Raw genomic sequence first — 13753 nt, forward strand, 5'->3', positions numbered from 1 at the left:
CCTTCTTCCCCGGGCCCACCCGAATCCCTGGGCCCACCCGAAGGTTAGGGGAATCGATCCTCGTGGCCGCCCTGGAGGTTCCGTGGTACAGGCGTACATCCTTATCCAGACCGAGGTGGGCAAGGCGTCGTTCGTCGCCGAGTCCATCAGCCAGATCGCGGGGGTGATCCAGGCCGAGGACGTGACGGGCCCGTACGACGTGATCGTGCGCGCCCAGGCCGACACCGTGGACGAGCTCGGCCGCATGGTCGTCGCCAAGGTCCAGCAGGTGGAGGGCATCACCCGCACCCTGACCTGCCCGGTGGTCCATCTGTAGCCCCCGTCTACTCTTGGCCGGTGATGTCCTTCCACCGCCGGCCACTGCGTCTGCCCGCCCTGCCCGTACTGGTCGCGGTACTGGCCCTCGCGGGTTGCACCCCGGGCGGTTCCGAAGCCCGGGTGGACCCGCCGCCCACGCCGCCCGCCGACGTCGCGGGGTTCTGTGCAGCACTGCACAAGGAGCTCCCGGAGAAGGTGGCCGGCCTGGCGCGGGCCAGGACCGCGCCGGAGTCGGATCTGACCGCCGCGTGGGGCGGCTCGGCGATCGTACTGCGGTGCGGTATCCCGAAGCCCCCCGAGATGACGGATGAAAAGCTGGGCGGCGTCGAGGTCGACGGCGTCCGATGGCTGCTGAAGGAGGTCCCCGACAGCGCCGGCGGGGGGTTCCGGTTCATCACCGGGATGCGGCTGGCTTACACCGAGGTCCGGGTCGACAAGGAGCATGCCACGGATGCGGGCATGCTGGTCGGTCTGTCCGGCGTGGTGGCCAGGACCGTCCCCGAGGGCATCTCGTCGTATTGACGGCCACCGGGCCCGACGCACCGAGAACCCCGCTTCGCACACCGACCGCCCGCCGGGAATCCCGGCGGGCGGTCGGCTTCGCGCTCTGCGGCTGCCTGCTAGGGGGTGTCGTCAAAGTCCCGTCTGGCCGGCGGGGTCTGGCACGCGCGCTCGCGGCGTTGTCGTCGGTCGACGACGCGAGCGTCGCCTCCCTCCTCCGCCTTGCGATCACACGCACCAGACCCCGCCGGCCCCGCCCTCACGGGCGGACGACGCTACTTTGACAACACCCCCTAGCGCAGCCCGGTGGAGCGGCGCAGGGCCGCCTGGATCAGGCGGTCCACCAGCTCCGGGTACTCGATGCCCGACTCCTGCCACATCCGCGGGTACATGGAGATCGGCGTGAAGCCCGGCATGGTGTTGATCTCGTTGATGACGAACGTGCCGTCCTCGGTGAGGAAGAAGTCGGCGCGCACCAGGCCCTCGCAGGACGCGGCGTCGAACGCCTCGACCGCGAGCCGCTGCACCTCGGCGGTCTGCTCCGGGGTGAGCGGAGCGGGCACGATCCCGGAGGCGGAGTCGATGTACTTCGCCTCGAAGTCGTAGAAGTCGTGGCTGGAGACCGGCGGGATCTCGGCGGGCACGCTCGCGCGCGGCCCGTCCTCGAACTCCAGCACCCCGCACTCGATCTCGCGGCCGCGCAGCAGCGCCTCCACGAGGATCTTCGGGTCGTGGCGCCGGGCCTCGAGGATCGCCTCGTCCAGGCCGGAGACGTCGTCGACCTTGGTGATGCCGATGGAGGAGCCGGCCCGGGCGGGCTTGACGAAGAGCGGCCAGCCGTGTTCGCCGGCGAAGTCCAGGATCCGCGCCTTGGCGGCGTCCTGGTCCGCTTCCCACTCGCGGGGGCGGATCGTCACGTACGGGCCGACGGGGAGGCCGAAGGAGGTGAAGACCCGCTTCATGTACTCCTTGTCCTGGCCGACGGCCGAGGCGAGGACGCCCGAGCCGACGTACGGGATGCCGGAGAGCTCCAGGAGGCCCTGCAGGGTGCCGTCCTCGCCGTACGGGCCGTGCAGCATCGGGAAGACGACGTCGACCTCGCCCAGGGCCTTGGGGACGGCTCCCGGCTCGGTGTAGACGACCTCGCGGTTGGCCGGGTCGACGGAGAGCACCACGGCGCCGTCCTCGGCGTCCGCAAGCTCCTCGACGCTCGGGAGCTTGCGGTCGGCGATGGCCATCCGCGCGGGCTCGTCGGCGGTCAGCGCCCACCGGCCGTCCGTGGTGATGCCGATCGGCAGCACCTCGTACTTGGACCGGTCGATGGAGCGCAGCACGGCGCCCGCCGTGACGACCGAGATGGCGTGTTCCGAGCTGCGGCCGCCGAACACGACGGCCACGCGGGGCTTGCGGCCCTGCTGCTCAGGGGTCTGGGGGAGGTTCTCGCTGCTCATATCGCCACGACGATACCCGCTCGGACGTCCGGAAAGGAGTCAGCGGCGTTCCGGTTTGGCGCTGCGCCCCATGAGTTCCTTCAGCGCGACCAGCGGCGGCTTGCCGTGGTGGACGATGTCGACGACGGTGTCGGTGATCGGCATGTCCACCCCGTGGCGGCGGGCCAGATCGGCCACCGACTGGCAGGACTTGACGCCCTCGGCGGTCTGCTTGGTGACCGCGATGGTCTCCTCGAGGGTCATTCCGCGGCCGAGGTTGGTGCCGAAGGTGTGGTTGCGGGAGAGCGGCGAGGAGCAGGTGGCGACGAGGTCGCCGAGGCCCGCGAGACCGGAGAAGGTGAGCGGGTCGGCGCCCATCGCCAGGCCCAGCCGGGTCGCTTCGGCGAGGCCGCGGGTGATGAGCGAGCCCTTGGTGTTGTCGCCCAGGCCCATGCCGTCCGCGATGCCGACGGCGAGGCCGATGACGTTCTTGACGGCGCCGCCCAGCTCGCAGCCGATGACGTCGGTGCTCGTGTACGGCCGGAAGTACGGGGTGTGGCAAGCCGCCTGGAGGCGCTGCGCGACGGCTTCGTCGGAGCAGGCGACGACGGCGGCGGCCGGCTGCCGGGCAGCGATCTCACGGGCCAGGTTGGGGCCGGTGACGACGGCGACGCGCTCGGCGGGGACCTTGGCCACCTCCTCGATGACCTCGCTCATCCGCTTGGCGGTGCCGAGTTCGATGCCCTTCATCAGGGAGACGAGCACGGCGTCGGCGGGCAGCAGCGGGGCCCATTCGGCGAGGTTGCCGCGCAGGGTCTGGGAGGGGATGGCGAGGACCGCGAAATCGGCGCCGGCCGCGGCCTCGGCCGGGTCGGTGGTGGCGCGCATGTTCACGGGGAGTTCGACGTCCGGGAAGTAGTCCGGGTTGGTCCGGCCGGTGTTGATGGCGTCGACGACCTCGCGGCGGCGGCCCCACAGGGTCACCTCGCAGCCTGCGTCGGCGAGCACCATGCCGAAGGCCGTGCCCCAGGAGCCGGTTCCGAAGACGGCCGCCTTCACGGGACGTGTCACTTGTGGTCCTCCCCCGCGGCCCTGCGCCGCTGTTCCGCCCTGGCCCTGCGATGGTCGTACGGCTGCTCGGGCGCCTTCTCGCCGCGCAGCTCCTCCAGCAGCTCGGTGATGGCCTCCATGATCGTCTCGGTGGCGGCCTTGAGCACGTCCGGGGTGGGCTCGCGGTCGTAGAACTCGGAGAGGTCCACGGGAGGTCCGGCGAGCACCTGGAGGGTCTTGCGCGGGAAGAGCCGCACCTTGTCCTCCTTGGCGTAGGGCGGCATCGCGAGGTTCGCGCCCCACTGGGCCACCGGAATGACCGGTGCCTTGGTCATCAGCGCGACCCGGGCCGCGCCGGTCTTGCCGGCCATCGGCCACATGTCCGGGTCGCGGGTGAGGGTGCCTTCCGGATAAAAGGCCACGCATTCACCGCGCTCGATCGCGTCCACGGCGGCCCGGAATGCGTCCAGGGCGTTGGTGGTCTCGCGGTAGACGGGGATCTGGCCGGAGCCGCGCAGGATCGCGCCGACAATGGGGACCTTGAAGAGGGCCGCCTTCGCGAGCAATCGGGGCACCCGGCCGGTGTTGTACTGGAAGTGCGCGTAGGAGAGCGGGTCCAGATACGAGTTGTGATTGACGGCCGTGATAAACCCGCCGTCGGCCGGAATGTGATCCATTCCCCGCCAGTCCCGCTTGAAGAGCACCACCAGCGGCGGTTTTGCGATGACCGCCGCCAGGCGGTACCAGAAGCCGATTCTGCGGCGGGACACTCGGACACCTTCCTCTAGGACCGGTGCGTGGCTTGGGCACCTCGTCGGCCGGACAAGTGTGGCCTCAGGTCCGGTCTCTGTCGAGAACACCGTACGCCCCGCCCGGAGCACCGGACCTCCGGGTCGACCGGGCAGAGGTGACAATGGGCCGACGCATGACCCGGCCATGACCCGGCCTTGGTCCACACATGCACGGACGCGCACCGGAGGGAAGGGGCCCGCCACGAACGCGGTCTGGAGTCTGGTGGTCCCGCTGAAGCCTCTGGCGGTGGCCAAGAGCCGTCTCGCGGCGGCCGTGGGCGCGTCCCGTCCCGGGCTCGCGCTGGCGTTCGCGCAGGACACCGTGGCAGGGGCGCTGGCCTGCGCGGCAGTCGCGGATGTGGTGGTCGTCACGGACGACGCCCTGGCCGGTGCGGAACTGGCCCGGCTCGGGGCGCGCATCGTGCCGGACGCCCCGGCCGCCGGGCTCAACGCGGCGCTGGCCCACGGGGCGCGGGAGATACGTGCGGGGCGGCCCGGGGCGGCGGTGGCCGCGATGAATGCGGATCTGCCCGCGCTGCGGCCACCGGAATTGCTACGCGTGCTCGAAGCCGCATCCGCATTTCCCCGGGCATTTCTGGCCGATGCGGCGGGAATCGGTACGACCTTGCTTTCCGCTGCGCCGGACGTGGAATTGGCACCCTCGTTCGGAGGTCCGTCGCGGGCCCGGCATTCGGCCTCGGGAGCTGCGGAAATAGCGCTCACGGATGTCGAGAGCGTGCGCCGGGACGTGGACACGGCCGCGGACCTGCGGACGGCCCTCGCCCTCGGTGTGGGCCGTCACACGGCCCGATACAGTGCCGGTATGCAGGCGACCGCGTACACGTACGACTCCCAGACCCGCAGCGGCAGTGTGCTGCTGGACGACGGCACCCCGGTGCCCTTCGAGGCCCCGGCGTTCGACGCGGGCGGCCTGCGGCTGCTGCGCCCCGGGCAGCGGGTCCGGATCGAGACGGACGGCGAGGGGCCGGCGCTGCGGATCACCCTGATCACCTTGCAGACCTTCTGAGTCTCGGCCGTGCCGGCCTTCTGACCTGCACGGACAGCACCGCGGGCCGGCTTCCCCAGGGAGGGGAAACCGGCCCGGCGTGTGTGACTCGTGGCCTTCTTACTTCTTGCGGGCCGTGGTCTTCTTCGCGGTGGTCTTGCGCGCCGTCGTCTTCTTGGCGGGCGCGGTGGTCTTCGCGGTGGCCTTCTTGGCCGCCGGAGCCGTCTTCTTGGCGGTGGCGGTGGTCTTCTTCGCCGTCGGCGCGGCCTTCTTGGCCGTGGCGGTGGTCTTCTTCGCCGTCGCCGTGGTCTTCTTCGCCGCGGCGGTCTTGGCGACCACCTTCTTGGCGGTGGCGACCTTCTTGGCGGTGGTCTTCTTGGCGACCGTGGTCTTCGCCGCCGCCTTCTTGGCGGTGGTGGCCTTCTTGGCCGCGGCCTTCTTGACCGTCGCGGAAGCTCCGCCGGAGAGGCTGCCCTTGGGCGCCTTCTTCACCGACACCTCACCGCCCTTGGGCAGCTTCTTGGTGCCCGCGACCAGGTCCTTGAAGCCCTGGCCCGCGCGGAAGCGGGGAACAGAGGTCTTCTTGACCCGGACGCGCTCACCCGTCTGCGGGTTGCGGGCGTAGCGGGCCGGGCGGTCGACCTTCTCGAACGAGCCGAAGCCCGTGACCGAGACCCGGTCGCCCGCGACCACAGCGCGGACCATCGCGTCCAGTACCGCGTCGACAGCGTCCGCGGCCTGCTGGCGGCCGCCCAGCTTGTCGGCAATCGCTTCTACGAGCTGCGCCTTGTTCACGTCTTCCCCTTCGGAGACTTCGCCAGAACGAATGTGTTCAAGCTTATTTCGCACGTTAGGCGGATATATACCGCAAATCAAACACGAAACGGGCTAATCACCCTAGTGCCGCAACGGTGTAGGTCGTTACGGAGTTCCTTCGCATCAGTCGCCTTCAGGGAATCGACCCTCGTCGAGGTCCTTCATCAACCTGTCCAGGCGCCTTGCCGCATCGGCGAGATCGTGCTTCGCCGCGGCCGTGACGACCAACAGCTTCCGGGACAGCGCCATCCTTACCGCCTCGGGGACTTGCAGTGTGCGCACCTTTGCGTGTGCTTCTTTCAGCCGGTCCGCGACGAGTTCGTAGAGCTCAAGTTGACTGTCGCGTTCCATGCACAGATTGTGCCATCTGGGGCGAGTTGTCGCCTCACGGGGCCTCAACACACGGCTGTGCCCCCCGCCGGAAGGCGGGGGGCACAGTGTTGTCGATGTGATCACCCGAGGGTGAATAAGCGCTGATCAGGCAGGAATCAGGCCTGAATCGTGCGCGGCTTGTGGCTCGGTCGGGTGCCTTCGTAGGTGGCGATGTCCGCTTCGTTCTGAAGGGTGAGCGAGATGTCGTCGAGGCCTTCGAGGAGGCGCCAGCGGGCGTTGTCGTCGAGTTCGAACTCCGCCTCGATTCCGGCCGCGCGGACCTGGCGGGCGACGAGGTCGACGGTGATTTCGGCGGTGGGGTCGCTCTCGGTCAGCTCCCACAGCCGCTCGACGGTCTCCTGCGGGAGGACGACGGTCAGCAGGCCGTTCTTCAGTGAGTTGCCGCGGAAGATGTCGGCGAAGCGGGAGGAGATGACGGTCTTGAAGCCGAAGTTCTGCAGGGCCCAGACGGCGTGTTCGCGGGAGGAGCCGGTGCCGAAGTCGGGGCCGGCGACCAGGACGGTGGCGCCGCGGCGCTCGGGGCGGTTGGTGACGAACTCGGGGTCCTTGCGCCAGGCCTCGAAGAGTCCGTCCTCGAATCCGTCGCGGGTGATCTTCTTCAGCCAGTGGGCGGGGATGATCTGGTCGGTGTCGACGTTGCTGCGGCGCAGCGGGACGGCCCGGCCGGTGTGGGTGGTGAAGGCTTCCATGGTTCTCAGACTCCGGCGGTCGCGTGGGCGTCGGACAGGTCGGCGGGCGAGGCCAGGTGGCCCAGTACCGCGGTGGCGGCGGCCACCTGGGGGGAGACCAGGTGGGTGCGTCCGCCCTTGCCCTGGCGGCCTTCGAAGTTGCGGTTGGAGGTGGATGCGGAGCGCTCGCCGGGCGCGAGTTGGTCGGGGTTCATGCCCAGGCACATCGAGCAGCCGGCGTGGCGCCATTCGGCGCCGGCTTCCTTGAAGACCTTGTCCAGGCCTTCTTCGACGGCCTGCAGGGCGACGCGGACGGAGCCGGGGACGACCAGCATCCGTACGCCGTCGGCGACTTTGCGGCCCTGGATGATGCCGGCGACGGCGCGCAGGTCCTCGATGCGGCCGTTGGTGCAGGAACCTACGAAGACGGTGTCGACCCTGATGTCGCGCAGCGGCTGCCCGGCGGTCAACCCCATGTATTCCAGGGCCTTTTCGGCGGCGTGGCGCTCCGATGCGTCCTCGTACGAAGCGGGGTCGGGGACGCGGGCCGACAGGGGGGCGCCCTGGCCGGGGTTGGTGCCCCAGGTGACGAACGGGGACAGGGTGGTGCCGTCGATGACGACCTCGGCGTCGAAGACGGCGTCCTCGTCGGTGCGCAGGGTCTTCCAGTACGCGACCGCCGCGTCCCAGTCCGCATCCTTCGGGGCGTGGTCGCGGCCCTGCAGGTAGTCGAAGGTGGTCTGGTCGGGGGCGATCATGCCCGCGCGGGCGCCGGCCTCGATCGACATGTTGCAGATGGTCATGCGTGCTTCCATCGAGAGTTTCTCGATGGCTTCGCCGCGGTATTCCAGGATGTAGCCCTGGCCGCCGCCGGTGCCGATCCTGGCGATGATCGCCAGGATCAGGTCCTTGGCGGTGACGCCCTCGGCGAGCTCGCCGGTGACGGTGATCGCCATCGTCTTGGGGCGGGCCAGCGGCAGCGTCTGGGTGGCCAGCACGTGCTCGACCTGGCTGGTGCCGATACCGAAGGCCAGCGCGCCGAAGGCGCCGTGCGTGGAGGTGTGGGAGTCACCGCAGACCACGGTGGTGCCCGGCTGGGTCAGGCCCAGCTGCGGTCCCACCACGTGGACGACACCCTGCTCGACGTCACCCAGCGAGTGCAGGCGCACGCCGAACTCCGCGCAGTTCCTGCGCAGCGTCTCGAGCTGGGCCCGGGAGACCGGGTCCGCGATCGGCTTGTCGATGTCGAGGGTGGGGGTGTTGTGGTCCTCGGTGGCGATGGTGAGGTCGAGCCGCCGGACCTTGCGGCCGGCCTGCCGCAGGCCCTCGAAGGCCTGGGGGCTGGTCACCTCGTGCAGCAGGTGCAGATCGATGAAGAGGAGGTCGGGCTCGCCCTCGGCGCGCCGGACGACATGGTCGTCCCAGACCTTCTCCGCGAGTGTCCTACCCATCGCTTTCCCTCCGGCCGGCCGGTTGTGCCGGCGCTTTATAGAGATCTGGTGCGCCTGATCGCCCGGACCCCACGCGCCGGACGACGGCTCGGACCCAGTGGTTCGTGGACCCGCACATACAGACTCGCTGGTTCTTGGAAAAATTGAACTTGCGTTTCACAGTGTGAGACGCGAATATCGTTTCATGGACAACTCTAGCGGCGTCGGCGTTCTCGACAAGGCAGCTCTGGTATTGAGCGCACTGGAGTCCGGTCCGGCCACCCTCGCCGGGCTGGTCGCGGCGACAGGGCTCGCACGACCCACGGCACATCGCCTGGCCGTGGCACTGGAACACCACCGGATGGTGGCGAGGGACATGCAGGGCCGGTTCATCCTCGGACCGCGGCTGGCGGAGCTCGCCGCCGCGGCCGGCGAGGACCGTCTGCTGGCCACGGCGGGACCGGTACTCACCCACCTCCGTGACGTGACGGGCGAGAGCGCGCAGCTCTACCGGCGTCAGGGCGACATGCGCATCTGCGTGGCGGCCGCGGAGCGGCTTTCGGGCCTCCGGGACACCGTCCCGGTGGGCTCCACGCTCCCGATGAAGGCCGGCTCGGCCGCGCAGATCCTGATGGCCTGGGAGGAGCCCGAGCGGCTCCACCGCGGGCTGCAGGGCGCGCGCTTCACGGCGACGGCCCTGTCGGGCGTACGGCGCCGCGGCTGGGCGCAGTCGATCGGCGAGCGGGAGCCCGGCGTGGCGTCCGTCTCGGCACCGGTGCGCGGGCCGTCGAACCGCGTGGTGGCCGCCGTGTCGGTCTCCGGGCCGATCGAGCGCCTGACCCGCCACCCGGGCCGGATGCACGCCCAGGCCGTCATCGACGCGGCCGCCCGCCTGACGGAGGCCCTGCGCCGCTCCGGCTGACCTCCCGGCCTTTCCCCACTCCCCCGGGCCCGGGGGCGCGTACGACGCCGCACACGTCCGAACACGCGCCTCCGGGCCCGCACTTGTACCGGGCCGGTACGGGGGCGGGAGTGCGTTCGGGAACAGCGAAGAGGCCCTCCGCGACGAACGCGGAGGGCCTCTTCCGTGCGTACCCCCGACCGGATTCGAACCGGCGCTACCGCCTTGAGAGGGCGGCGTGCTAGGCCGCTACACAACGGGGGCTTGCTCTGTACTGCGCTGGGCTACCAGGACTCGAACCTAGAACAAAGGAACCAGAAACCTTCGTGTTGCCAATTACACCATAGCCCAATGTGGTCTATACCAGACCAGTACCCCCGACCGGATTCGAACCGGCGCTACCGCCTTGAGAGGGCGGCGTGCTAGGCCGCTACACAACGGGGGCCCTAGCGATCCTGCATCAAGACGTCCGGGAGCTACCCAAATGGAGATCTTGCGGGAAGGATCTGTACCCCCGACCGGATTCGAACCGGCGCTACCGCCTTGAGAGGGCGGCGTGCTAGGCCGCTACACAACGGGGGCAAAGCACTGCGTTACTACTGCACTGCGCTGGGGTACCAGGACTCGAACCTAGAATAAGGGAACCAGAAACCCTCGTGTTGCCAATTACACTATACCCCACCGAAAGTCAACCCCCTGGGGGGCTTTTCTTTCGAGTGGCGCCTCCGTCCGGCCTTTCGGCCCGCTCCGGCGGCGCAGAAAGAACATTACCGGATGCCTGACCGTGCTCCAAAACGGGTATCCGAGGCCAGCAGCTCCGGGAGCCGTGCGAGCCCGGCGATCCGGTGCACGCCGTCGGGGCCCGGCCCGCGTCCGCCGTCGCGGTCGAGCCAGACCGCGGTCAGCCCGGCGTCGCGGGCGCCGCGCGCATCGATCTCCGGCTGGTCCCCCACGTACGCCACGTCGCCCGGCGGCAGCCCGAGCGCCGCGCAGGCCGCCAGGAAGGCCTCTGCCTCGGGCTTGCTGACGCCCAGTTCCGCGGCGCACACGAGCACCTCGAAGCGCTCGCGCAGCCCGAGGTGGCGCAGCTTGGGGTCCTGGTTGACGGTGGAGGAGTTGGAGAGCACCCCGTGCCGGTAGCCGGCCGCGAGGGCGTCCAGTACGGGCACGACATCGGGGAACAGGGTCCAGGCGGCCTTGTAGTGCGCGACGTACCGGTCGAACCAGCCGTCGGCATCGGCCGCGCTCATCCCGGGCTCGCCGAGGAAGTCCCGCACCCGGTCGCGGCGCTGCTCCTGGAAGCCCACCTCCCCGGCGGCGAAGCGCTCCCAGTGGCGGGTGGTGATCTCCCGCCACAGCGCGAGCGCCTGCGCGGGGGAGCCGTACCGGTCGGCGATGCCCTCCTCGGCGAGCCGGCGCGCGAGGCCGGCGCTGTCCGCCCCGGTGTAGTCGAACAGGGTGTCGTCGATGTCCCACAGCACGGCGCGGATCGGCATACCTCCGACGCTACGACATCGCGGGGCGCCGCCCCCGGGGTTTGCCGAAACACCTCAGGGGGCGGCGGCCGGGGATCCTCCCCCGGCCGCCGCCCCCTGAGGGACACGCGGATCGGTTACGCGGCGAGCTTGGCCAGGGCCGCGTCGATGCGGGACAGCGAGCGCTCCTTGCCCAGGATCTGCAGGGACTCGAAGAGCGGCAGGCCGACCGTGCGGCCGGTGACGGCCACGCGGACCGGGGCCTGCGCCTTGCCGAGCTTGAGCCCGTGGGCCTCGCCGGCGGTCAGGACGGCCTGCTTGAGGGACTCGGGGTCGCTCCAGTCGGCCACGTCCAGGTTGGCGCGGGCGGTGGTCAGGAGGGCCGCGGGCTCGCCCTTCATCGCCTTGTCCCAGGACGCCTGATCCTCGACCGGCTCCTTGCGGAACAGGAAGTCGACGTTGGCGGTGATGTCCGACAGGACGGTCACGCGGGTCTGGGCGTACGGCGCGATGGCCGCCCAGGCCTCGGCGTCGAAGTCCTCGGCCTCCCAGTTGGCGTGCGGGGCCTGCAGCCACGGGGTGCAGGCGTCCGCGAAGGCCTTCGGGTCCAGCAGGCGGATGTGGTCGGCGTTGATGGCCTCGGCCTTCTTGAGGTCGAAGCGCGCCGGGTTGGCGTTGACGTCCGGGATGTCGAACTTCGCCACCATCTCCTCGATCGAGAAGACGTCCTGATCCTTGGAGAAGGACCAGCCGAGGAGCGAGAGGTAGTTCAGCAGGCCCTCGGGGAGGAAACCGCGCTCGCGGTACAGGTTGAGCGAGCTCTCCGGGTCGCGCTTGGAGAGCTTCTTGTTGCCCTCGCCCATGACGTACGGCAGGTGGCCGAACTGCGGGACGCCGGTGGCGATGCCGAGCTCCATCAGCGCCTTGTAGAGCGCGATCTGGCGCGGGGTGGAGGACAGCAGGTCCTCACCGCGGAGCACGTGCGTGATCTGCATCAGCGCGTCGTCGACCGGGTTGACCAGCGTGTACAGCGGGGCGCCGTTGGCCCGCAGGATGCCGAAGTCGGAGACGTTCTCCGGGGTGACGGAGATCTCGCCGCGGACCAGGTCCGTGAAGGTGATCGTCTCGTCGGGCATCCGGAAGCGGACGATCGAGGGGCGGTGCTCGCCCTGGTACGCCTCCAGCTGCACCTGCGTCAGCTCGCGGCAGTGGCCGTCGTAGCCGGAGGGCTTGCCGGCGGCGCGGGCGGCGGCACGGCGCGCGTCCAGCTCCTCGGTGGTGCAGTAGCAGTCGTAGGCGTAGCCGCCGTCACGCAGGCGCTGGGCGATGTCCGCGTAGATGTCCATGCGCTCGGACTGGCGGTACGGGGCGTGCGGGCCGCCCACCTCGGGGCCCTCGTCCCAGGTGAAGCCGAGCCAGCGCAGCGAGTCGAGCAGCTGGACGTACGACTCCTCGGAGTCGCGGGCCGCGTCGGTGTCCTCGATGCGGAAGACGAACGTGCCGCCGTGGTGGCGGGCGAACGCCCAGTTGAAGAGGGCGGTCCGGACCAGGCCCACGTGGGGGTTGCCGGTCGGGGAGGGACAGAAACGTACGCGGACGTTCGCGTTAGTCACGCTTGATCACCTTGTTGGTGAGAGTGCCGATGCCTTCGATGGTGACGGCGACCTCGTCGCCGACGTTGAGGGGGCCGACTCCGGCCGGGGTCCCCGTGAGGATGACGTCACCGGGGAGCAGCGTCATGGCCTCGGTGATGTGGACGATGAGGTCCTCGATGGAGCGGACCATGTCGCTGGTGCGGCCGAGCTGGCGCTGTTCGCCGTTCACGGTGCACTGGATGGTCAGATCGCTCGGGTCGAGCTCGGTCTCGATCCACGGGCCGAGGGGGCAGGAGCTGTCGAAGCCCTTGGCCCGGGCCCACTGCTTCTCGCGCTGCTGGACGTCGCGGGCGGTGACGTCGTTGGCGCAGGTGTAGCCGAGGATCACGTCCTTGACGCGCTCCTTGGGGACCTCTCGGCACATGCGGCCGATGACCACGGCGAGCTCCGCCTCGTGGTGGAGGTCCTGGGAGAAAGAGGGGTACGTGATCGGGTCGCCCGGGCCGACCACCGAGGTGGACGGCTTGAAGAAGGTGATCGGGACGTCCGGGACCTCGTTTCCGAGCTCTGCCGCGTGCTCCGCGTAGTTGCGGCCGATGGCCACGACCTTGTTCGGGAGCACGGGCGGCAGCAGCCGGACCTTGCTCAGCGGGACCTTCGTGCCCGAGAGCTCGAAGTCCGCGAACGGAATGCCCTTGATGATGTCGAGGACGAGCTCACCCTCGGCGCCGGGGGCAGTGCTGCCCTCGACCGCGCCGAACGCGACATTGCCGTCGATGGAGAACCTGGCGATGCGCACGTGTTGCGTCTGCCCCTCTGTTTTTCCGCCGGCTGGAGTCTGCGTCCCCAGGCTAACGCGGCAGGCAGCGGCGCTTCGCGCTCCTTTTGCCGTGTGGCTTACTGCGCGGCGGCGACCGGCGCGTCCATCAGGATCGTGCGGCGCGGGTTCGCGGTCTGGGTGGGGAGCTCGACGGCGTGCTCCGGAGCCTCGGTCGCCTGCAGCTCCTCGGCGTCCTTGAGGTGCGCGAGGGTGGTGCGGCGGGGGTTGGCTATGTTGCGGAACATCATCGTCGTCTTCACGGTGTCTCGGGCCCTCGGCTCGGTTGCGGGGTGGGGGTTGTCGGATCCGTCAACCCTGTAAAGGGCAAGGCTAAACATCCGATTCCCCCGCTCAACCGGGAAGTAATGGCCACGGCTATGTGAGTTTGCTCACCCGTGACCCGGCAATACGGGCATAGCGGACGGTCAATTTAGGGTGGCGAAACGGACATTGCGCCACTGAATCAGCCATTCCGCTCCTGATCATCTCGACTGGGACACCTTGCCAGCCGCCGCGTTTGGATGGCGTAAGTCCGTTTCCTCCCGAAAGGCGGACCACA

The 13753-nt window shown here is 69.7% G+C and carries 14 protein-coding genes, 5 tRNA genes and 1 pseudogene; 4 read left to right on the plus strand and 16 right to left on the minus strand.

What is annotated here, in order from left to right; translation table 11 throughout:
- Positions 1 to 82: 82 nt before the first annotated feature.
- Positions 83 to 316, plus strand: a complete 234-nt coding sequence (locus AB5J51_RS13340; RefSeq protein WP_030298511.1) for an Lrp/AsnC ligand binding domain-containing protein — start codon at positions 83 to 85, stop codon at positions 314 to 316.
- A 23-nt stretch (positions 317 to 339) separates the two neighbouring features.
- A complete protein-coding gene (locus tag AB5J51_RS13345; RefSeq protein ID WP_053786198.1) occupies positions 340 to 840 on the plus strand; it encodes a DUF3515 domain-containing protein in 501 nt (166 codons plus the stop codon).
- Between the two features lie 272 nt (positions 841 to 1112).
- Here the strand turns inward: AB5J51_RS13345 and AB5J51_RS13350 are convergent, their stop codons facing one another.
- Genes AB5J51_RS13350 through AB5J51_RS13360 form a run of 3 tightly spaced genes read right to left on the minus strand, consistent with a single transcriptional unit; the run spans position 1113 to position 4069 of the window.
- On the minus strand, positions 1113 to 2270 hold the full coding sequence (locus AB5J51_RS13350; protein WP_369777778.1) for a D-alanine--D-alanine ligase family protein: 1158 nt from the start codon (positions 2268 to 2270) through the stop codon (positions 1113 to 1115).
- A 39-nt stretch (positions 2271 to 2309) separates the two neighbouring features.
- Positions 2310 to 3320, minus strand: coding sequence for an NAD(P)H-dependent glycerol-3-phosphate dehydrogenase (locus tag AB5J51_RS13355; RefSeq protein ID WP_053786101.1), 1011 nt, complete (start codon positions 3318 to 3320; stop codon positions 2310 to 2312).
- Positions 3317 to 4069: a 1-acyl-sn-glycerol-3-phosphate acyltransferase gene (locus AB5J51_RS13360; protein ID WP_053786100.1), complete on the minus strand. Its 753-nt coding sequence runs from the start codon at positions 4067 to 4069 to the stop codon at positions 3317 to 3319. The genes AB5J51_RS13355 and AB5J51_RS13360 overlap by 4 nt, the downstream gene beginning before the upstream one ends.
- Positions 4070 to 4310: 241 nt before the next feature.
- On the opposite strand from AB5J51_RS13360, the pseudogene cofC reads away from it, so the two are divergent.
- Positions 4311 to 4913: pseudogene (cofC, locus tag AB5J51_RS13365) on the plus strand (2-phospho-L-lactate guanylyltransferase); the annotation flags it as partial.
- 303 nt (positions 4914 to 5216) lie between these two features.
- On the opposite strand, the gene AB5J51_RS13370 reads toward cofC, so the two are convergent.
- The 4 genes from AB5J51_RS13370 to leuC form a co-directional block, all read right to left on the minus strand.
- The gene (locus AB5J51_RS13370) at positions 5217 to 5891 is read right to left on the minus strand and encodes an HU family DNA-binding protein (RefSeq protein ID WP_053786099.1); all 675 of its coding nucleotides are present in this window, start codon (positions 5889 to 5891) and stop codon (positions 5217 to 5219) included.
- A gap of 144 nt (positions 5892 to 6035) precedes the next feature.
- Positions 6036 to 6263, minus strand: a complete 228-nt coding sequence (locus tag AB5J51_RS13375; RefSeq protein ID WP_030298523.1) for a hypothetical protein — start codon at positions 6261 to 6263, stop codon at positions 6036 to 6038.
- A gap of 137 nt (positions 6264 to 6400) precedes the next feature.
- Positions 6401 to 6994 (minus strand): 3-isopropylmalate dehydratase small subunit, encoded by a 594-nt coding sequence (leuD, locus tag AB5J51_RS13380; protein WP_369777779.1) that lies wholly within the window; start codon positions 6992 to 6994, stop codon positions 6401 to 6403.
- A gap of 5 nt (positions 6995 to 6999) precedes the next feature.
- On the minus strand, positions 7000 to 8424 hold the full coding sequence (gene leuC / locus AB5J51_RS13385; RefSeq protein ID WP_369777780.1) for a 3-isopropylmalate dehydratase large subunit: 1425 nt from the start codon (positions 8422 to 8424) through the stop codon (positions 7000 to 7002).
- Between the two features lie 184 nt (positions 8425 to 8608).
- Between leuC and ndgR the strand changes: the two genes are divergently transcribed.
- On the plus strand, positions 8609 to 9325 hold the full coding sequence (ndgR, locus tag AB5J51_RS13390) for an IclR family transcriptional regulator NdgR (RefSeq protein ID WP_030304142.1): 717 nt from the start codon (positions 8609 to 8611) through the stop codon (positions 9323 to 9325).
- 170 nt (positions 9326 to 9495) lie between these two features.
- On the opposite strand, the gene AB5J51_RS13395 is transcribed toward ndgR, so the two are convergent.
- From AB5J51_RS13395 to AB5J51_RS13435, 9 genes are all read right to left on the minus strand, one after another.
- Positions 9496 to 9568, minus strand: a tRNA-Glu gene (locus AB5J51_RS13395).
- Between the two features lie 15 nt (positions 9569 to 9583).
- A tRNA-Gln gene (locus AB5J51_RS13400) sits at positions 9584 to 9655 on the minus strand.
- A 21-nt stretch (positions 9656 to 9676) separates the two neighbouring features.
- Positions 9677 to 9749: transfer RNA gene (locus AB5J51_RS13405), tRNA-Glu, on the minus strand.
- Between the two features lie 64 nt (positions 9750 to 9813).
- Positions 9814 to 9886: transfer RNA gene (locus AB5J51_RS13410), tRNA-Glu, on the minus strand.
- A gap of 27 nt (positions 9887 to 9913) precedes the next feature.
- Positions 9914 to 9985 (minus strand) — tRNA-Gln (locus AB5J51_RS13415).
- Positions 9986 to 10071: 86 nt separating this feature from the next.
- Positions 10072 to 10800 carry an HAD family hydrolase gene (locus AB5J51_RS13420; protein ID WP_053784938.1) on the minus strand — a complete coding sequence of 243 codons (729 nt, stop codon included), beginning with the start codon at positions 10798 to 10800 and terminating at the stop codon, positions 10072 to 10074.
- A gap of 116 nt (positions 10801 to 10916) precedes the next feature.
- Positions 10917 to 12392 carry a glutamate--tRNA ligase gene (gene gltX, locus AB5J51_RS13425; protein WP_053784939.1) on the minus strand — a complete coding sequence of 492 codons (1476 nt, stop codon included), beginning with the start codon at positions 12390 to 12392 and terminating at the stop codon, positions 10917 to 10919.
- Positions 12385 to 13173: a fumarylacetoacetate hydrolase family protein gene (locus AB5J51_RS13430; protein WP_053784940.1), complete on the minus strand. Its 789-nt coding sequence runs from the start codon at positions 13171 to 13173 to the stop codon at positions 12385 to 12387. The genes gltX and AB5J51_RS13430 overlap by 8 nt, the downstream gene beginning before the upstream one ends.
- A 98-nt stretch (positions 13174 to 13271) precedes the next feature.
- The gene (locus tag AB5J51_RS13435; RefSeq protein WP_078987135.1) at positions 13272 to 13454 is read right to left on the minus strand and encodes a hypothetical protein; all 183 of its coding nucleotides are present in this window, start codon (positions 13452 to 13454) and stop codon (positions 13272 to 13274) included.
- Positions 13455 to 13753: the final 299 nt, after the last annotated feature.

This window comes from Streptomyces sp. R33, assembly GCF_041200175.1.
Classification (GTDB): Bacteria; Actinomycetota; Actinomycetes; order Streptomycetales; family Streptomycetaceae; genus Streptomyces; species Streptomyces katrae_B.

Excerpts from the sequence above, each read along its gene's own strand:
- leuD (WP_369777779.1), bottom strand. The coding sequence starts at position 6,994 with ATGGAAGCCTTCACCACCCACACCGGCCGGGCCGTCCCGCTGCGCCGC.
- ndgR (WP_030304142.1), top strand. The coding sequence starts at position 8,609 with ATGGACAACTCTAGCGGCGTCGGCGTTCTCGACAAGGCAGCTCTGGTA.
- AB5J51_RS13420 (WP_053784938.1), bottom strand. The coding sequence starts at position 10,800 with ATGCCGATCCGCGCCGTGCTGTGGGACATCGACGACACCCTGTTCGAC.
- AB5J51_RS13345 (WP_053786198.1), top strand. The coding sequence starts at position 340 with ATGTCCTTCCACCGCCGGCCACTGCGTCTGCCCGCCCTGCCCGTACTG.
- leuC (WP_369777780.1), bottom strand. The coding sequence starts at position 8,424 with ATGGGTAGGACACTCGCGGAGAAGGTCTGGGACGACCATGTCGTCCGG.
- AB5J51_RS13350 (WP_369777778.1), bottom strand. The coding sequence starts at position 2,270 with ATGAGCAGCGAGAACCTCCCCCAGACCCCTGAGCAGCAGGGCCGCAAG.
- AB5J51_RS13375 (WP_030298523.1), bottom strand. The coding sequence starts at position 6,263 with ATGGAACGCGACAGTCAACTTGAGCTCTACGAACTCGTCGCGGACCGG.